The 16,704-nt window shown below is 62.7% G+C and carries 18 protein-coding genes; 5 read left to right on the forward strand and 13 right to left on the reverse strand.

The genetic code is table 11. The annotated features are described in order from the left end of the window. Window positions 1-274: 274 nt before the first annotated feature. Both BUS06_RS04490 and BUS06_RS04495 read left to right on the forward strand, forming a co-directional pair. Window positions 275-1,369, forward strand: coding sequence for a porin (locus BUS06_RS04490; RefSeq protein WP_074263168.1), 1,095 nt, complete (start codon window positions 275-277; stop codon window positions 1,367-1,369). A gap of 171 nt (window positions 1,370-1,540) precedes the next feature. Further along, entirely contained in the window at window positions 1,541-2,479 is a 939-nt protein-coding gene (locus BUS06_RS04495) for a LysR family transcriptional regulator (RefSeq protein WP_074263169.1), read from the forward strand. Between the two features lie 16 nt (window positions 2,480-2,495). On the opposite strand, the gene BUS06_RS04500 is transcribed toward BUS06_RS04495, so the two are convergent. Then, window positions 2,496-3,455, reverse strand: coding sequence for an NAD(P)H-dependent flavin oxidoreductase (locus tag BUS06_RS04500; RefSeq protein ID WP_074263170.1), 960 nt, complete (start codon window positions 3,453-3,455; stop codon window positions 2,496-2,498). 317 nt (window positions 3,456-3,772) lie between these two features. Between BUS06_RS04500 and BUS06_RS04505 the strand changes: the two genes are divergently transcribed. Then, window positions 3,773-4,663 (forward strand): alpha/beta fold hydrolase, encoded by an 891-nt coding sequence (locus tag BUS06_RS04505; RefSeq protein WP_074263171.1) that lies wholly within the window; start codon window positions 3,773-3,775, stop codon window positions 4,661-4,663. Between the two features lie 11 nt (window positions 4,664-4,674). Here BUS06_RS04505 and BUS06_RS04510 read toward each other — a convergent pair whose 3' ends face one another. Continuing rightward, a complete protein-coding gene (locus BUS06_RS04510; protein WP_074263172.1) occupies window positions 4,675-5,145 on the reverse strand; it encodes an Lrp/AsnC family transcriptional regulator in 471 nt (156 codons plus the stop codon). A gap of 112 nt (window positions 5,146-5,257) precedes the next feature. Between BUS06_RS04510 and BUS06_RS04515 the strand changes: the two genes are divergently transcribed. Further along, the gene (locus BUS06_RS04515; RefSeq protein ID WP_074263173.1) at window positions 5,258-6,172 is read left to right on the forward strand and encodes a DMT family transporter; all 915 of its coding nucleotides are present in this window, start codon (window positions 5,258-5,260) and stop codon (window positions 6,170-6,172) included. Window positions 6,173-6,399: 227 nt separating this feature from the next. On the opposite strand, the gene BUS06_RS04520 is transcribed toward BUS06_RS04515, so the two are convergent. Genes BUS06_RS04520 through BUS06_RS04550 form a run of 7 tightly spaced genes read right to left on the reverse strand, consistent with a single transcriptional unit; the run spans window position 6,400 to window position 10,954 of the window. Next, a complete protein-coding gene (locus BUS06_RS04520; RefSeq protein ID WP_074263174.1) occupies window positions 6,400-7,335 on the reverse strand; it encodes an MBL fold metallo-hydrolase in 936 nt (311 codons plus the stop codon). Beyond that, window positions 7,329-7,808 (reverse strand): MaoC family dehydratase, encoded by a 480-nt coding sequence (locus tag BUS06_RS04525; protein ID WP_074263175.1) that lies wholly within the window; start codon window positions 7,806-7,808, stop codon window positions 7,329-7,331. The genes BUS06_RS04520 and BUS06_RS04525 overlap by 7 nt, the downstream gene beginning before the upstream one ends. Further along, complete coding sequence (locus BUS06_RS04530) at window positions 7,805-8,038, reverse strand: DUF1289 domain-containing protein (RefSeq protein WP_074263176.1); 234 nt, start codon at window positions 8,036-8,038, stop codon at window positions 7,805-7,807. The genes BUS06_RS04525 and BUS06_RS04530 overlap by 4 nt, the downstream gene beginning before the upstream one ends. Next, the gene (locus BUS06_RS04535) at window positions 8,035-8,556 is read right to left on the reverse strand and encodes a YbaK/EbsC family protein (RefSeq protein ID WP_074263177.1); all 522 of its coding nucleotides are present in this window, start codon (window positions 8,554-8,556) and stop codon (window positions 8,035-8,037) included. The genes BUS06_RS04530 and BUS06_RS04535 overlap by 4 nt, the downstream gene beginning before the upstream one ends. Window positions 8,557-8,581: 25 nt before the next feature. Beyond that, entirely contained in the window at window positions 8,582-9,508 is a 927-nt protein-coding gene (locus BUS06_RS04540) for a hydroxymethylglutaryl-CoA lyase (RefSeq protein WP_074263178.1), read from the reverse strand. Between the two features lie 41 nt (window positions 9,509-9,549). Then, on the reverse strand, window positions 9,550-10,491 hold the full coding sequence (locus BUS06_RS04545; protein WP_074263179.1) for a 2-hydroxyacid dehydrogenase: 942 nt from the start codon (window positions 10,489-10,491) through the stop codon (window positions 9,550-9,552). 16 nt (window positions 10,492-10,507) lie between these two features. After that, window positions 10,508-10,954: a VOC family protein gene (locus BUS06_RS04550; protein WP_074263180.1), complete on the reverse strand. Its 447-nt coding sequence runs from the start codon at window positions 10,952-10,954 to the stop codon at window positions 10,508-10,510. Between the two features lie 210 nt (window positions 10,955-11,164). On the opposite strand from BUS06_RS04550, the gene BUS06_RS04555 reads away from it, so the two are divergent. Beyond that, on the forward strand, window positions 11,165-11,767 hold the full coding sequence (locus tag BUS06_RS04555) for an RBBP9/YdeN family alpha/beta hydrolase (RefSeq protein ID WP_074263181.1): 603 nt from the start codon (window positions 11,165-11,167) through the stop codon (window positions 11,765-11,767). Window positions 11,768-11,770: 3 nt separating this feature from the next. On the opposite strand, the gene bioB is transcribed toward BUS06_RS04555, so the two are convergent. The 4 genes from bioB to bioA are packed head-to-tail and all read right to left on the reverse strand — an operon-like array spanning window position 11,771 to window position 16,164. Beyond that, the gene (gene bioB / locus BUS06_RS04560; protein ID WP_074263182.1) at window positions 11,771-12,847 is read right to left on the reverse strand and encodes a biotin synthase BioB; all 1,077 of its coding nucleotides are present in this window, start codon (window positions 12,845-12,847) and stop codon (window positions 11,771-11,773) included. A 34-nt stretch (window positions 12,848-12,881) separates the two neighbouring features. Next, entirely contained in the window at window positions 12,882-13,601 is a 720-nt protein-coding gene (gene bioD / locus BUS06_RS04565) for a dethiobiotin synthase (protein WP_074263183.1), read from the reverse strand. Next, window positions 13,598-14,782 (reverse strand): 8-amino-7-oxononanoate synthase, encoded by a 1,185-nt coding sequence (gene bioF / locus BUS06_RS04570; protein ID WP_074265915.1) that lies wholly within the window; start codon window positions 14,780-14,782, stop codon window positions 13,598-13,600. Before bioF ends, bioD begins: the two co-directional genes overlap by 4 nt. Further along, window positions 14,782-16,164, reverse strand: coding sequence for an adenosylmethionine--8-amino-7-oxononanoate transaminase (gene bioA, locus BUS06_RS04575; RefSeq protein ID WP_254368755.1), 1,383 nt, complete (start codon window positions 16,162-16,164; stop codon window positions 14,782-14,784). Before bioA ends, bioF begins: the two co-directional genes overlap by 1 nt. Window positions 16,165-16,704 lie beyond the last annotated feature (540 nt).

The following is a 16,704-nucleotide window of genomic DNA, read 5'->3' on the forward strand; positions in this document are numbered from 1 at the left end:
CGCTGCAGTCCTGGCGGGCCTTGCAGCCCGTTGCGGGGCGAGATATCCCGTGGTGCGGGCGAAAGCCAATCGCGCTTTATCAGTCCGATAAACGACAAAACTAATCGGACCGATATACCGGCAATAACAACCCATATTTTTGTCCACAAAAATGGTCCGCAAAGATGGTCCCGCCCAGATTAACTCGTTGATCTAACGGACGACCGAGAAACCGTTAGCGCGAGCTTCCCCGCCGCACAGCAGCCACACCCTTTTGACAAAGACAGGAGAACCCATGAATACAAATTTCCGCCGTGCGCTCAATACGACTCTCAAGACCAGCGTCATCGCTTGCCTGCTGGCCGGGGGCGCATCGTCGGCGTTCGCGCAATCGAGCGTGCAACTTTATGGTCAGGTCGACGAATGGGTCGGCGACCAGAAATTCCCGGACGGCAAGGGCGCAGCAGAAGTGTCGGGCGGCGGTATGTCGACCTCCTACTGGGGCTTGAAGGGGGCGGAGGATCTGGGCAACGGCTACAAGGCGATCTTCACTCTGGAAGGCTTCTTCCTCGCGCAGAACGGCGCTTACGGCCGCTTCACGGGCGATACGTTCTTTTCGCGTAACGCGTATGTCGGTATCGAATCGCCGTACGGCACGGTCACGGCCGGACGTCTGACCACGCCGCTGTTCGTCTCGACGATCCTGTTCAACCCGTTCGTCGACTCGTACGAATTCTCGCCGATGGTGTGGCATACGTACCTCGGCCTCGGCACCTTCCCGACGTACAACACTGACCAGGGTGTGGCCGGCGATTCGGGCTGGAACAATGCGGTGGAATATTCGTCACCGAACTTCAACGGCTTTAGCGCCAACGTCATGTATGCCCTGGGCAATACGGCGGGTGAGAACGGCGCGAAGAAGTGGAGCGCCCAGTTCCTGTACTTCCACGGCGCGTTCGCGGCAACCGGCGTTTATCAGTACGTGAACTTCAACGACGCCCCGGGCGATCTGACCAGCCTCGCACAAAGCGTGGGGCTCGCGAGCATGAAGAGCCAGAGCGTCGCTCAGTTGGGCCTGTCCTACGACCTGAAGTACGTCAAGTTCTTCGGCCAGTACATGTACACGTACAACGCACAGGACATCGGCAGCTGGCACGTGAACACCGCACAAGGCGGCGTGACGGTTCCAGCGGGCCCCGGCTCGATCATGGCGTCGTTCGCGTACTCGCGCGACGGCAGCGGTCTGGACCAGACGCGTCAGACGGCTGCAATTGGATATGACTATCCGCTGTCCAAGCGCACCGATGTCTACGCGGCTTATATGTACGATCACTTCACCAGCCAGACCTCGGGCCAGACCTACGGCGTGGGTATCCGCACGAAGTTCTGACCGGTTCGGGTCGCCACGCGTTTCGTTGTGCTTTGCAAACCCCGCCTTCGGAAGAAGGCGGGGTTTATCTTTTTAGCTTTATTAATTGGCACCTCAGGCGGAGGTTTGCTGACGCTGCTTTGATAAAGACGGCAAAATGGCGTCGATTGATTCCTCTCGTGAGCGATTGCCATGGATACCCTCGTCAGCATGAAAGTGTTTCGCCATGTCGTCGAAGTGGGCAGCTTCGTCGGCGCGGCCGAGCGCATGGAGATGTCCGCGGCGATGGCGAGCAAACACGTGATGCATCTGGAACAGCAGCTCGGCGCGCGCCTGCTCAATCGCACCACGCGGCGCGTCGCCCCGACCGAGGCGGGGCGCGAGTACTACGAGCGTTTGAGTCAGGTGCTGACCGAACTCGACGAAGCCGGGCAGGCGGTCGGCGCCGCGAGTATCGTGCCGCAGGGGCGTCTGCGGGTGTCGTCGCTATCGGCGTTCGGTCTGAGTCACGTGATGAGCGCAGTGGCCGACTATGCGGCGCAGTATCCGCAGGTCACCGTGGATATGACCTTGTCGGACCGCGTAGTCGAATTGATCGACGAGGGTTTCGATGTCGCGATCCGGGCCTCGCCGCACGGCCTGAAGTCGTCCTCGCTGATCGCGCGGCAGATTGCTACCGCGCACCTCGTCCTGTGCGCTTCGCCGGAGTATCTGCGCCGGCATGGCACGCCGAAGAAACGGGCCGATCTGTCGCGGCACAACTATCTGCAGTACGCCGGTGTATCGGCGCCGGATTTCGTTACGTCCAACGGCGATGGCGGGGCGCGCGTCAGTCTGTCCGGCAACCTGATCGTCAATCAGCTGGAAGCGCAGCGCGTGCTTGTGCTGCAAGGCGCGGGGATCGCCATGCTCGGGACCGAGGTGATCGGCGACGATCTCGCTACCGGCCGTCTGCTGCCGCTGCTGGTTGCCGAGTCGCTGCCGCGCGAGCTGCCCATTCACCTCGTGTATGCGAGCCGGCGCCATCTATCGGCGAAGGTGCGCTCGTTCGTCGATTTTTTTGCGGCGCGTTTTGCCAACGAGGCGCTGTGGCCATCGCTCGAGCAGATCAAGGCGCTGGCCGTCAGCTAAGCGCCGCGCTCACCGGTCAACGCGCGATCCCGAGCCGCGCCTTCGCGTCGTCGTATTCCTTCTTCAGACGCTCGACCAGTTCGCCGACGCTCGGCACGTCGTCCATCAGACCGACGCCCTGGCCTGCGCCCCAGATGTCTTTCCACGCCTTGGCCTTGTCGCTGCCGAAATTCATCGCGGTCTTGTCCGAAGCCGGCAGCGCATCCGGATCGAGTCCGGCATTGACGATGCTTTCGCGGATGTAGTTGCCGTGCACACCGGTGAACAGGTTGGTGTAGATGATGTCCGAGGCGCTCGAGTTGACGATCGCATGCTTGTAGCTTTCCACCGCATGCGCTTCCTGGGTCGCGATAAAGCGCGTGCCCATATATGCGAGGTCTGCGCCCATCGCTTGCGCAGCGAGGATCGAGCCGCCGTTGGCAATCGCGCCGGACAGCACGATCGGGCCGTCGAAAATACGCCGCACTTCACCCACCAGCGCAAACGGGGAGGTCGTGCCTGCGTGGCCGCCCGCCCCCGCTGCGACCAGAATCAGGCCGTCGACACCCGCTTCCAGCGCCTTCTGAGCGTGACGGATGTTGATCACGTCGTGCAGCACGATGCCGCCGTAGCTATGCACCGCGTCGACGATTTCCTTGGCCGGTGCACGCAGGCTGGTGATGAAAATCGGCACCTTATGTTCGACGCATACGCGCACGTCGTGCTCGAGCCGCACGTTCGACTGATGGACGATCTGGTTGACGGCGATCGGCCCGATCACGGCGTCCGGATGGGCTGCCTTGTGTTCGGCGAGCGACGCCTGGATCTGCGTGAGCCATTCGTCGAGCAACTCGGCAGGCCGTGCATTCAAGGCCGGGAACGAGCCGACGATCCCGGCCTTGCATTGCGCGAGAACCAGATCGGGGTAACTGACGATGAACATCGGCGAGGCAACAACGGGCAGCGCAAGGTGCTGCAGGACGGCGGGCAATGCCATGGCGCAAGTCTCCTATCAGGCGAGCCGGCGTGCGTCGAACGCCCGGCATATGTGAAGTGTAGTGGCACAGGACGCAGCGTGAGTCGGTGATGGCTGCTGCGCGTGTTGTGCGACTTGCGTTCGGAATCCAGCGGGCTCCATGAAGCCCGCGCAGTTTTCGAACGATCGTTCGATTATAGGCGAATGGCCGCCCGATTGCAGCGATGGTGCAGTTGGAGGAAGTGTTCAGGTTCTACGCTTACGTGCCCTATACCACCCCGTATGGACACACAGCGCTCCTACAATGCTTTCACGAACAACGACAAGAGACTCTCGCTATGCCCTTCGAGGATTTCACGCCCTTCCGGGTCGCCGCGGGCGACGTCGACATTTACGGGGTCAAGGGCGGGGCAGGGCCGCCTCTCTTGCTGTTGCATGGCCATCCGCAGACGCACCTGATCTGGCATCGGTGCGCCGCGCAACTCGCACAGCATTTCACCGTGATCGCCACCGACCTGCGTGGCTACGGCGCCTCGGCGAAACCGGCCAGCGACGCCACTCACGCGGCATATTCCAAACGGGCGATGGCGGCGGATCAGGTCGCGGTGATGCGTCACTTCGGCCATGAACGCTTTCTGGTCTGCGCCCATGATCGCGGCGCACGGGTCGCACACCGGATGGCGCTCGATCATCCGGAAGCGGTCGAACGTCTGATGCTGCTCGATATTGCGCCGACGCTCGCCATGTACGAAGCCACCGACCGCACCTTTGCCACGCTGTATTTCCACTGGTTCTTCCTGATCCAGCCGGAGCCGCTGCCGGAGACGCTGATCGGCGCCAATCCGGACGTCTACGTCGAACGTGTGATGGGCAGCCGCCACGCCGGATTGACGCCGTTCGCCCCCGAGGCGCTCGACGCCTATCGCAGCTCGCTGCGGCAGCCAGGTGCGGTGCATGCGATGTGCGAGGACTACCGCGCGTCGGCGACCATCGACCTCGACCATGATCGCGCTGACATCGAACGTGGCCACAAGATTGGCTGCCCGCTGCGCGTGCTGTGGGGCGAGGAGGGTGTGATCGAGAAGTGTTTCGAGCCGCTCGCGGAATGGCGCCGGGTGGCGCGCGATGTCAGCGGGCGGGCGTTGCCGTGCGGGCATTACATCCCCGAGGAAGCGCCAGCGGAACTGGTCCCGGAGATGCTCTCCTTTTTCGAGGCCGTCGAGCAGTAGCCGGGTCGCGCTCAGCCTAGCGGCGGCAGCCTGCGCGCGACCGGCGTCGACTTGATGATGGCGGTGCTGGTTTCCGCGCGCTCCGTCACCTTCGACAGGATTTCGTCGAGCTGCTCGATCGAATGCAGGTACAGACGGCAGACAAAACAGTCGTCGCCGGTCACCTTGTCGCACTCCACGAACTCCGGAATACGGCGGATCACGTCTTCGACCAGATGTAACTGTCCGGGCAACGGCTTCACCCGCACGATTGCCTGCAGCGTGTAGCCGAGCGCGCGCGGATCGATCTGCACGGTGAAGCGCTCGATTACACCTTGAGTCTCGAGCCGCCGCAGACGTTCGGCGGTACTGGGTGCGGACAAGCCGACCCGCCGCGCCAGTTCGCTGACCGGCTGGCGGGCATCTTCCGCGAGCGCCGCCAGCAGCGCCCGATCGGTATCGTCGAGCGTAGCGGGGGGATTGGTTGTAAGGCGATTTGCCATGATTGCCTTCGATTCTTAGGTCCGCGCAATTGAATGCCTAAGTTTAGCCATATATTCAATCATCCGGATTAAATACACTGACTCTCAGGTGATCAATCCTGGGAGAGCGAAGATGGCTGCCGATGAAATGCGCGGGAGCGCCACCGGCCGCGGGGCGGCGGAGATGACCGTGGCGATGCTGATGTCAGGGACAATCGGCTGGCTGGTCGTGTCGTCGCAACAGAGCGCGTTCAACGTGGTGTTTTTTCGTTGCGTGTTCGGTGGCGCCACTTTGGCCCTCGTCTGCGCCGCGTTAGGGCTGTTCCGCCGCAATCTTTTCTCCTGGCGCATGCTGGGTCTCGCAGCGCTCGGCGGTGTAGCGATCGTCATCAACTGGGTGCTGCTGTTTGCCGCGTATTCGCGCGCGTCGATTTCGATGGCCACCGCTGTCTACAACACGCAGCCATTCATGCTGGTCGCGCTCGGTGCGGTCGTGTTCCGCGAACGCATCACTGCCTCGACGATTGCATGGCTGCTGGTGGCGTTCGGTGGCCTCGTGCTGGTCGTGCGGGTTGAGCCCGCCGTGCTCGCGATGCCGGGCCGGTACCTTGAAGGAATTGCCTATGCGGTTGGTGCGGCGGCCATGTACGCGGTGTCGTCGATCATCACCAAACATCTGAAAGGCACGCCACCGCATCTGATCGCGCTGATTCAGGTGGGGCTTGGCGTGCTGATGCTCGCTCCGTTCGTACGCTTCGATGCGCTGCCTACCACGGGCGCACATTGGCTTGAACTCATGACGCTCGGCATCGTGAACACCGGCATCATGTATGTGCTGCTCTACGGGGCGATCCAGAAGTTGCCGACTGCGATGACCGGCGCACTCTCGTTCATCTATCCGGTTGTCGCGATCATTGTCGATCGCGTTGCATTCGGCCAGAAGCTCGCATGGGTGCAGGTGTTCGGCGCCGTGCTGATTCTGCTAGCCGCTGCGGGCGTCAACCTCGGCTGGCGCCTCGTACCGCAGCGCCGTTATTCACCGACCTGAGTCGCCGTGCCCCCGTGCCGTGGGATGATAGTGTCAACCTTTTGTAGGGAAATCACCGATGCGGCCAAAAAACCCGCGCAGGTATCATTTGCACAGACGATGATCACGTCGACCGAATTCTGCCGCTCGCCATTTATGGCGAGCGGCTTTCTTTTTTTGCGCGGCGGCTTTTGACGTTTGTTGAGCGGCGATGCCTACGTTCCCCTTAACGCTTTCTTCGGAGCTGATCACGCGCTACTTGTGACGGTGCCGCGTGCGACAACGCGCTCACCGTCCACCGCCAACGGACCTCCCTGCACTGCCAGTTCTTCGATCAGTCCACGCAAAAGAGCCGGCCATTCGCCGCGCGGTCTGAGCATGGCGGCAGCGGCGCGCATCGTGCTGGCGCTGTCGAGCATGCGTGCGAGCGCATCGAAGGTCATGGTCCGCACTTCGAGCAGTTTGAACACGATCAGCACCTTCAATGCATTCTTCGCGTTGCGCGCCGGATCGGCACGCAACCATGCGACCCGCGAAAACGCCCGCTCCAGCGCCTGCGCAACGTTCGTGAACGGCGCGCCGTGACCCGGAATCACCATGCGGACGTCTAACGTGGCGATAGTTTCCAGCACGGCCTGTTCTTCCGCAAAGCCGCTTTCGCCATCGAGTTCCGGAAAGATCACGCCGAAACCGTTTTCCCATAGCGCGTCTGCACTGATCAGCAGGCGTTCTTCCGCGCAATAGAGCATCAGCGAGTGTGGATCGTGTCCGGGTGCGCCGAGCACCTCCCAGTCGAGCGCGCCGAGCCTGAGGCGCATGCCGGGCGCGATTGTTTCGGTGAAGGTGAAGCGCTCGCAGGTCTGGCCCGTGCCGCGAAACGTCAGGTGAGCTTCATCCCAGTTGCGCACCGCCTCCGTCTCAGCAGCGGGGATGGCTGTGCGGCATGACCATGCTGCCTGCAGTAACGCGTTGCCGCCGCAGTGGTCGGAGTGCAGATGGGTGTTGACGATCAGATCGAGCGGTCGTTCGCCGAGTGCCGCCTGCACCAGGGCCAGCGTTTGAGTCGCATGAGTCGCGTAACCCGTATCGACGAAGGCGGCGCAGGCATCGTCAACCAGCAGCACGTTGTTCGACGACAACCAGCCGCGCTCGAACACCTGGATCGACGCCGGCAGATTCATGATGGGTTGGACTCCTGAGCGGACTCTGCGGAATCACCCTGCGTGGGTTTCGCCATCACGAGAATCGTCGAGGTGCCGAGCAGCACCGTCTCGCCGCGCTGGTTCACAACCGAGCCGTCGAGTTGCGTCAGGTCGCCGTTCAGGCTCGGCTTCCACCAGGCGTCACGGACGCGCCACGTCATCGTCAACGTGTCCTGCGCATGGACCGCTTTCTTCAGCTTGATATCGAACTCGAGGCCTAGTGGCTGCGCGTACTGCGAAAAATGCGTCGCCAGCATCGCCATGAAATGCGCGGAAGGCTGTGTGCCGGAAGCGATCAGGCCTCCGAAGCGGCTTTGCTCAGCGTAAGCGTCGTCGTGATGCAGCGGGTTCAGATCGTTGACGAGCGTCGCGAACGATTTGACCGAGTCTGGTGACAACGTCAGCGTGCAGCTACAACTCTCCCCGATCGTCACGATGCGCGGCGCCGCATTCATTTCGCAGCCTGCCGGTTTTGCGCCATCCACTGCGCGTGGCGATGGTCGAGCGCGTCCCATACCGCGCTTTTGGTGACATCGTCATAGGTGGACCAGCACGCGATTTCATCGATGGTGCGCAGACATCCTTCGCACCAGCCACTCACTTCGTCCATCCGGCACACGTTGATGCACGGCGACGGCACGGGTGCGACCGCGTCCTGTTGGTCCACGGTGCCCGCCGTCGTCATTCGGCTTCTCGTAGCGCCACGTCGGCGACCGGCGCGCCGGTCAGAGCGACCAGCTCTTGCGGCGAGAGATTGAAGACCGCATGCGGGTGGCCGGCTGCGGCCCAAAGAGTGTCGAGCGTAAGCAGGTCTGCATCGATCAGCGTAACCGGCGGCGTGGCGTGGCCGATCGGGCAGACGCCGCCAATCGCATAGCCGGTCTTTTCGCGCACGAACTTCGCATCGGCGCGTCCAATCTCGCCGACCTGTGCCGCGACCTTTTTCTCATCGACGCGGTTCGCGCCGCTTGCCACCACCAGCACCGGTGCGTCGTCTTCGCGGCGGCGAAACAGGATCGATTTGGCGATCTGCGCGACCTCGCAACCGAGTCCTGCAGCGGCTTCGGCTGAAGTCTTGCCGGTTTCCGGCAGCATCACGATCTGTCCGGTGTGGCCGCGCTCACGCAGCAGCAATGCGACACGGCGTGCCGAATCCGGCAGCGCGTTGAGATCGTCGGCGTGGGGAGGAACGTTGTCGGTCATGAAGCGCTTTCCAGTGGATGAGAGGTCAAACGCAGGAACCTTGTTCGCTGCGTGTTTTGGCGAGCAAGGCTTTGCCAGCGCGCGAGTTGTTCGGCTTGCCGATCGAGGTCGAGATGAAATCGCCGATCGCGACGACCTGAGCGAGATCAATACCGGTCTCGATACCCAGGCCCTGCAGTAAATACAGCACGTCTTCGGTGGCAACGTTACCGGTGGCGCCCTTCGCATACGGGCAACCGCCAAGCCCCGCTACCGATGCGTGAAAAATCTCGATCCCTTCGAGCAGCGCGGCGTAGATGTTGGCGAGTGCCTGGCCGTAGGTGTCGTGGAAATGCCCCGACAGTTGCTCGCGTGGAAACACTTCGGTGACCGCAGCAAAGACTTCGCGCGTGCGTCTGGGCGTGCCCACGCCGATCGTGTCGGCGATATCGATCTCGTCGCAACCGAGCGCCGCAAACCGCTCCACCACGTCGATCACCGACGACACCGGTACCTCGCCCTGATACGGACAGCCAAGCGCGCACGATACGCTGCCGCGAATCCGCACACCATGCTCCCTGGCGGCCTGAGCAACGGGTTCGAAGCGCGCGATGCTCTCGGCGATGCTGCAGTTGATGTTCCGCTGCGAAAACGCCTCGCTGGCTGCACCGAAGATCACGATTTCGTCGGCGCGTGCCGCGAGAGCGCCTTCGAAGCCGCGCAGATTCGGCGTCAGCACCGAATAGATCGTGCCGGGACGGCGTTCGATGCCGGCCATGACGTCAGCGCCATCGGCCATCTGCGGCACCCACTTGGGCGACACGAACGAGGCCGACTCGACGTTGCGAAAACCCGCCGCAGACAGGCGGTTGACCAGTTCGATCTTGACCGCGGTGGGAACGAAGTCCTTTTCGTTCTGCAGTCCGTCGCGTGGGCCGACTTCGACGACTTTGACGGCTTGTGGCATGGCCATGATGGGTCTCCTGCCGCACGAGGCGGCGTTGTATCGGGAATTCAGTAGCCGCGATCGATGTCGACGACCCCGCTCACCGGCTCGCCGCGCATCAGCGCGATCATCTTATGCGCGACCTGGGCGACGCTCTCTGCGCGCAAGGTCTGCGCCGAGCTATGCGGGGTGATCGTGATGCGAGGTTCCTGCCAGAACAGATGATCGACGGGCAGCGGTTCCTCGCGGAACACGTCCAGCGTAGCGCCAGCAATCTGACCGTCGGCTAGCGCGTCGAGCAGATCCTGTTCAACCAGATGCGCACCGCGCGCGACGTTGATCAGATAGGCGCCATGCGCGAGCTTCGAGAAGGTGCGCCGGTTCAGCATGTCATGCGTCTCGGGAGTGTGCGGCAGCAGATTCACCAGCACCTTGACGTCACTGAGGAACGCCTCGAACTGCGCCTCGCCAGCAAAAGTCTGCACGCCTTCGATTTGCCGCGCGCTGCGACTATAGCCACGCACAGGCATGCCAAACGGGACCAGCGCGCGGGCCACGTGGGTACCGAGCACACCCAGGCCGAGCACGCCGACGGTGAAGGTGTCGCGCGGATGGGGATCGAGCACTTTCCAGCGGCGTTCCGCTTGCAGCGTTTCATATTCGTCGAAGCGGCGCAGGTAGCGCAGCACGGCATGCGTCACGTACTCGGCCATTTGCGGGGCCATGCCGCCGTCTTCGAGACGAACGAGTTGCGCGGACCGCGGCAGGGTGCCGGGATGCGCGCGCTCGAGTGCGAGAATCGCATCGACACCCGCGCCGAGATTGAAGATGGCGCGCAGCCCCTTGCGGTCTGCCAGCATCTCGCGCGGCGGCCGCCAGACGACGGCGAAGTCAGCCGGCGCGGTGTCGCCCGGTTGCCATTCACGCAGTTCGGCCTCGGGCAGCGCACGGGTGAAATCGTGTAGCCAGGACGCGGCTTCAGGCTGAGGCGTGTAGAAAAGTATCTTCATGCGATCGGTGCGTGCATCACTTGGCGAACAGGCGGCTGATGTCCTTGAAGGCCTTGAATTCGAGCGCGTTGCCGCAAGGGTCGAGGAAGAACATGGTGGCCTGTTCACCGACTTCGCCTTTGAAACGGATATGCGGCTCGATGATGAACGCGGTGCCGGCTGCCTTGAGCCTGTCTGCGAGTGCGTGCCAGTCGTCCGTGCTTAGCACGACGCCGAAATGGCGCACGGGAACGTCATCGCCATCTACAGCATTGACGCCGGCACGGCCGGTTTCATTGGGCGCGAGATGCGCGACAAGTTGGTGGCCAAAAAAATCGAAATCGACCCATTCCGGCGAACTGCGTCCTTCCGGACAGCCGAGCAGGTCGCCGTAGAAGGCGCGTGCGTTTTCCAGGCTGGTGACCGGAAACGCCAGATGGAACGGCTGCAGCGCTCGTGGCTGGACAGATGACGCTTGCGACATGGGGCCTCCTACGTTTTTGGATAGGCTTCATTCTACTTTTTCGAGGCCAATCGCGTGCGGATTGGGCCTAGGCGTCCGGATGAGCGCCCCCATGCGTCCCCGGCGCGTGTCCCGGATTGGACGCCCAATAAGCAAATGAGAAAAAGTTGGTTCGTGTCCGCAGGGCCCCGCTCCACAATAGGTTTCCGGATTCCGGCAGCGAGGAGAATCATGCTTTCATGCAGCAAATCGACGTGGCCGCCACGGCTCGTGACTGTACCGGGCCTGCACGGCAGCGAGGGCGCGCATTGGCAGACCTGGCTCGAACGGCAGTTCGCCCGCTCGCTGCGCGTTGAACAGGCGGATTGGGACGCACCGGATCTGGCGGGCTGGGCGCGCTCGGTGCGCGAACTGCTCGCGCGCGAACGCGGGCCGTTCGTGCTGGCGGCGCACAGTTTCGGTTGCCTTGCGGCGGCGCATGCGTTGCAGCAGGCGTCGTATGTGGGCGACGTGGCGGGCGTGCTGTTTGTCGCGCCGGCCAGCCCAGAAAAATTCACCTTCGCTGGACACTTCGAGGCGCGCCGGCTCGGGGTGCCGTCGATCCTGATCGGCAGCGAGACCGATCCATGGATGCCGCTGGCCGGTTCACGCGAGCTGGCGCAGCGGTTTGGCAGCGCGTTTGTGAATCTTGGGGATGCCGGGCATATCAACACGGCGGCAGGCTTTGGGCCGTGGCCGCGGGCGAAGTATTTCGTCGATACGCTCGTGCATTGCGCCGCGCCGCTGAGGTTTCGCGAGGAGCCAGTGGAGGCGGTGAGGCACGCGCTGGTTTGACGCTCAATTCGCAGCGGAAGAATGCCCGTCGCAACCATGTTCGCAGCCGCTCTTGTCCAACGGCATCTGTTGCGCAGCCTCCGCCCGAATCCCAAGACGCTCAAGCAGCTTGCGATCCGCCTCAGCCTGCGGATTGCTGGTAGTCAACAATTGATCGCCGTAGAAAATCGAATTCGCACCTGCCAGGAAGCACATCGCCTGCAATGCCTCATTCATCTGCTCGCGTCCGGCCGACAAACGCACCATCGCGCGCGGCATCGTGATACGCGCAACGGCGATCGTGCGCACGAATTCGAACGGATCAAGCGCTTCAGTGCCGGTGAGCGGTGTGCCCTCGACCTGCACCAGATTGTTGATCGGCACCGATTCCGGATACGGGTCCATGTTGGCCAGTTGCGTGATCAGGCCCGCACGTTCGCGGCGCGATTCGCCTAGACCCACAATGCCGCCGCAACACACGTTGATACCTGCATCGCGGACGCGTTCCAACGTGTCGAGACGGTCCTGATAGGTACGCGTCGAGATGATCTGGCCGTAAAACTCCGGCGAAGTATCGAGGTTATGGTTGTAGTAATCGAGACCCGCGTCGCGTAGCCCTTGCGCCTGGTGCGTCTCGAGCATGCCGAGCGTCACGCAGGTTTCGAGGCCCATCGCTTTCACGCCGCGGATCATGTCCTTGATCGGCTCGAGGTGACGGTCCTTCGGATTACGCCAGGCCGCGCCCATGCAGAAGCGCGTCGCGCCGTTGTCTTTGGCAACGCGTGCAGCGGCGAGCACCTCGTCGACCGGCATCAGCTTGTCTGCCTTAAGTCCCGTGTCGTGATGCACCGACTGCGGGCAGTATGCGCAGTCTTCCTCGCAGCCGCCGGTCTTGATGGACAGTAGCGTCGATAGCTGTACGGTGTTCGCATCGAAATGCTCACGGTGCACCTGCTGCGCACGGAACATCAGATCGTTGAACGGCAGTTCGTACAACGCAATGATGTCGGCGACGCGATAGCGTGCGGCCGGCGCCGCTGCGGTGGCGGCGTTGGCAACGGTCGAGTCTGTTTGCGGGCGGTCGAGGTGAAGCTGGGTCATATCGTCAATCCTCATGGATGGAGATGAAGTGGGTTCAGAGCCGCGCTGCACGCAGCGTCTGCAATAGCATGGAGGTGTTGATGGCATCAGCTGCCGCATCGGCCGAAATCGGCTTCAGATGCGGGACGATGCCAAGCAACGGTGTGTCGTACTGGCGATCGAGCCGGCTACGGATCGCGGCAATGTTTTCGTCCGCGAAGCCCATCTCCGGATCGACGCGGTTTGCGACCCAGCCCGCCAGATGCAAGCCGCGCGCGGCGATCGCTTCAGCGGTGAGCAACGCGTGGCTGATACAGCCGAGCCGCATGCCGACCACAAGCACGACCGGCAGGTTCAGCGCACAGGCGAGATCCGCTGTGTCCTGCGTATCGGTAAGCGGCACGCGGAACCCGCCGACGCCTTCCACGACCACCACGTCTGCAAGCTGCAGTGCCTGCGCGTGACAATCGACGATGCGGCCGATATCGAGCGTGACGTTTTCCTGAGCGGCGACGATATGCGGTGCGGCCGGCGCTTTCAGAAGATACGGTGTACGAAGGTCTGGGGGAAGAAGCACGCTGGATGCAGCGTCGAGCTGATCAGCGTCTTCGTTGTGCCACACGCCGTCCATCTCGAAGGCACCTGCGGCGATCGGCTTCATCGCAGCAGCGCGCAATCCTTCGCGCGCGAAGCCGCGCAGCAGTGCCGCCGAGACCAAAGTCTTGCCGATTTCCGTATCGGTGCCGGTGACGAACACGGAGCGCGCCGCACTCATGCCGCACCTCTACCAAGCCGCTGCAAGCCTGCTTCAAGGCGATCGAGATCCGCCTGCGAGTGAGCGGCCGACAACGAGACGCGCAGCCGCGACGTGCCGGCCGGCACGGTGGGCGGACGGATCGCTGGCACCCAAAGACCGTCACGCTCGAGCGTGGCGGCGATTTCAAGCGTTGCATCGTTCGCACCGATGATGAGCGGTTGAACGGCAGTGTGTGAATCGACCGGCAACCACGGCGTGGCTTTAAGCATCGCACGGGTGCGTTCGATCAGTTTCTGCAGATGCGCGCGCCGCGCATCGCCTTCATCGCCACTGATGATGCGCAGGCTCGCCGACACAGCATGCGCAGCAGCCGGCACCGAAGCGGTGGTAAAAATATACGGACGTGCCCGCTGCACCAGCCATTCGATGACGGTCTCATGGGCCACGACGAAAGCGCCCGACACACCGGCTGCTTTGCCGAGCGTGCCGATGGAAATCAGGTTGGGCGAGCGCAGCGCTTCATGAGCGATGGCGCCGCGCCCTTGCGGTCCGAGCACGCCGAAGCCATGTGCATCGTCGAGGACGAGCCACGCGCCGTGCTGCTCAGCGAGTTCGAGCAAACGCGCTAGAGGGGCGACGTCGCCGTCCATGCTGAACACCGTATCGGAGACGATCAGCTTTACGGTCGCGTCCGATGCTTCCAGCATGGCACTCAAGGCTTCGGTGTCGGCGTGCGGATAGACCTGCACGTCGGCGCGCGAAAGCCGCGCGCCATCAATCAACGAGGCGTGATTGAGAGCATCGGAGAAAAGCGTGGTGCCACGTCCCGCGAGCGCGGTAAGCGTGGCGAGATTCGCCATATAGCCAGTGCTGAAGTACAGCGCGCGCGGCGCATCGACAAAGCCTCCGACGAAACCCGCCAGATCGTCCTCGAGTTTGGCGTGTGCACGCGAATGGCCGCCGAGCAGATGCGAGCCACCGCTGCCCGAACCATAGCGCCGCGCGCCTTCAGCAATCGCAGCCACCAGCAGAGGATGCGCGGCGAGGCCGAGATAGTCATTGCTGGCAAAGCCGATCATCTCGCGGCCGTCGACGGTCATGTGTGCGGCACACGGCGTATCGGCGATGCGGCGACGGCGCCGCAGGCCCTGCGCGTCGAGGTCCTGCAGGCCTTGCTGGAGCATGTCGAGCAACGGCATCATACGGCCTCCGCGAGCGTGGCGTCGAAGGTCTCAAGGGTTCTCGCGGCGAGCAACGCGAGTTCGTCGTCGCTAAGGATGTACGGAGGCATCAGATATACGGTGGTCGAAATCGGCCGCAACAGCAGTTCGCGCTGCAAGGCGTTCTGAAAGAAGCGGCGTGAGAATGTTTTGGCGTGTTGTGCATTGGTGATCACTGCATCGAACGCGAAGATCGTGCCGCACTGACGCAGATTGCGTACGTGCGGATGTTCAGCAAGCGGTGCGAGCGCCGCTCGCAGCGTGGCGGATTTCTTTGCGTTGACCGCGAGCACGTCATCGCTGGCGAACAGATCCAGGGTGGCGAGCGCGGCGCGACAGGCGAGAGGATTACCCGTGTACGAATGCGAATGCAGGAAGCCGCGGGCCGTATCGTCGTCGTAGAAAGCCTGGAAGATTTCATCGCGCGACAGCACGATAGACAGCGGCAGATAGCCGCCGCTGATACCTTTCGACAGACAGAGGAAATCCGGCCAGATGCCGGCCTGTTCGCAGGCGAAGAAGGTGCCGGTGCGACCGCAGCCGACGGCGATTTCATCGGCGATCAGATGCACGCCGTATTGATCGCAGAGCGCCCGCAGACCGGCGATATACGACGGATCGTGCATGGCCATGCCGGCGGCGCACTGCACGAGCGGCTCGATGATCAGCGCGGCGATCTTCGTGCTGCGTGACTCGAACAGGGCGCGCACGCTCTCGAGCGCACGACGCGCGACGTCGGCTGCGCTTTCGCCGGGTTGCGCTTGCCGCGCGTCAGGCGATGCGACGACATGAGCATGACGGATCAGCGGATCGTAGGCATCCTTGAACAAGGCGACATCGGTGACGGCGAGAGCGCCGATGGTCTCGCCGTGATAACTGTTAGCAATGCAGACGAATTCCTGCTTGTCGGGGAAGCCGCGATTGCGCCAGGAGTGGAAGCTCATCTTCAGGGCAATTTCGACGGCCGAGGCGCCATCGGATGCGAAGAATGCGTGCCCGAGGGTATTTTGCGTGAAGGTAGCGAGGCGCTCGGCGAGTTCAATGGCGGGCTCGTGGGTGCAGCCGGCGAGCATGGCGTGTTCGAGCGTATCGAGCTGGTCTTTGAGCGCAGCGTTGATACGGGGGTTAGCGTGACCAAACAGGTTGACCCACCAGGAGCTGATGGCATCGAGATAGCGATGACCGTCGCGGTCATAGAGCCAGGGGCCGGCGCCGCGGGCGATGGGGATGAGCGGCAGGCGCTCGTGGTGTTTCATCTGGGTGCAGGGATGCCAGACGGCGCGCAGGCTGCGGGCGACCCAGTCGGTGGCGTGGTCGGCGCCTTCGGTGCCTTGGATGCCTTCAGTTGCTCGTGTGTTCAAAACTGCTCCGGTACTGTGCGGCGAGGGTGCTCGTTCTCGCTACGCGGTGTGGCTTTTTGCGCTGCGCGCGGCCGGTTTTGGGGGCCGGACGCTTGTGGTTTGGTGCGGTTTGTTTGTTGCCTTGCGGCGGTCGGGGGTGAGATTAGCGCGTTCTTTATGTTCATGCACTACCCTCTGCGCGGGGCTTTTTTGATCCTACGCGTGCAGTTCGGGGACGTTGTTGGCAGGTTTTATCTGATCTTCACAGATGAGGGTTTTTGCACGTAGATGACGGCGGCAAAGTCATGGGGGGTGGGTGCGAAAAATGTGGTTCGTCGGGATGGGTTTTTGCCTGCGGCGGGCTTTTTTGGGGGTATGGGTCGGGTTTTGCCTGCGGCGCCTCGGTTTTTGGGTTTTACTGGGGGTGTTGGCCTTTCCTTGCTGTCTTATCGGTCTATTAGCTTCGCCCCTGTGCGGGGCGGCACTTACTTTCTTTGCCGCCGCAAAGAAAGTAAGCAAAGAAAGCGGGCTTCCAACCGCCAGCCTGTAGGTGTCCACCAC

This window comes from Paraburkholderia phenazinium, assembly GCF_900141745.1.
In the GTDB taxonomy this organism is placed as follows: Bacteria; Pseudomonadota; Gammaproteobacteria; order Burkholderiales; family Burkholderiaceae; genus Paraburkholderia; species Paraburkholderia phenazinium_B.

What these genes read in the sequence shown, in the direction of transcription:
- BUS06_RS04490 (WP_074263168.1), top strand. Translation starts at nt 275, where the DNA reads ATGAATACAAATTTCCGCCGTGCGCTCAATACGACTCTCAAGACCAGC.
- BUS06_RS04495 (WP_074263169.1), top strand. Translation starts at nt 1,541, where the DNA reads ATGGATACCCTCGTCAGCATGAAAGTGTTTCGCCATGTCGTCGAAGTG.
- BUS06_RS04500 (WP_074263170.1), bottom strand. Translation starts at nt 3,455, where the DNA reads ATGGCATTGCCCGCCGTCCTGCAGCACCTTGCGCTGCCCGTTGTTGCC.
- BUS06_RS04505 (WP_074263171.1), top strand. Translation starts at nt 3,773, where the DNA reads ATGCCCTTCGAGGATTTCACGCCCTTCCGGGTCGCCGCGGGCGACGTC.
- BUS06_RS04510 (WP_074263172.1), bottom strand. Translation starts at nt 5,145, where the DNA reads ATGGCAAATCGCCTTACAACCAATCCCCCCGCTACGCTCGACGATACC.
- BUS06_RS04515 (WP_074263173.1), top strand. Translation starts at nt 5,258, where the DNA reads ATGGCTGCCGATGAAATGCGCGGGAGCGCCACCGGCCGCGGGGCGGCG.
- BUS06_RS04525 (WP_074263175.1), bottom strand. Translation starts at nt 7,808, where the DNA reads ATGAATGCGGCGCCGCGCATCGTGACGATCGGGGAGAGTTGTAGCTGC.
- BUS06_RS04530 (WP_074263176.1), bottom strand. Translation starts at nt 8,038, where the DNA reads ATGACGACGGCGGGCACCGTGGACCAACAGGACGCGGTCGCACCCGTG.
- BUS06_RS04535 (WP_074263177.1), bottom strand. Translation starts at nt 8,556, where the DNA reads ATGACCGACAACGTTCCTCCCCACGCCGACGATCTCAACGCGCTGCCG.
- BUS06_RS04540 (WP_074263178.1), bottom strand. Translation starts at nt 9,508, where the DNA reads ATGGCCATGCCACAAGCCGTCAAAGTCGTCGAAGTCGGCCCACGCGAC.
- BUS06_RS04545 (WP_074263179.1), bottom strand. Translation starts at nt 10,491, where the DNA reads ATGAAGATACTTTTCTACACGCCTCAGCCTGAAGCCGCGTCCTGGCTA.
- BUS06_RS04550 (WP_074263180.1), bottom strand. Translation starts at nt 10,954, where the DNA reads ATGTCGCAAGCGTCATCTGTCCAGCCACGAGCGCTGCAGCCGTTCCAT.
- BUS06_RS04555 (WP_074263181.1), top strand. Translation starts at nt 11,165, where the DNA reads ATGCTTTCATGCAGCAAATCGACGTGGCCGCCACGGCTCGTGACTGTA.
- bioB (WP_074263182.1), bottom strand. Translation starts at nt 12,847, where the DNA reads ATGACCCAGCTTCACCTCGACCGCCCGCAAACAGACTCGACCGTTGCC.
- bioD (WP_074263183.1), bottom strand. Translation starts at nt 13,601, where the DNA reads ATGAGTGCGGCGCGCTCCGTGTTCGTCACCGGCACCGATACGGAAATC.
- bioF (WP_074265915.1), bottom strand. Translation starts at nt 14,782, where the DNA reads ATGCCGTTGCTCGACATGCTCCAGCAAGGCCTGCAGGACCTCGACGCG.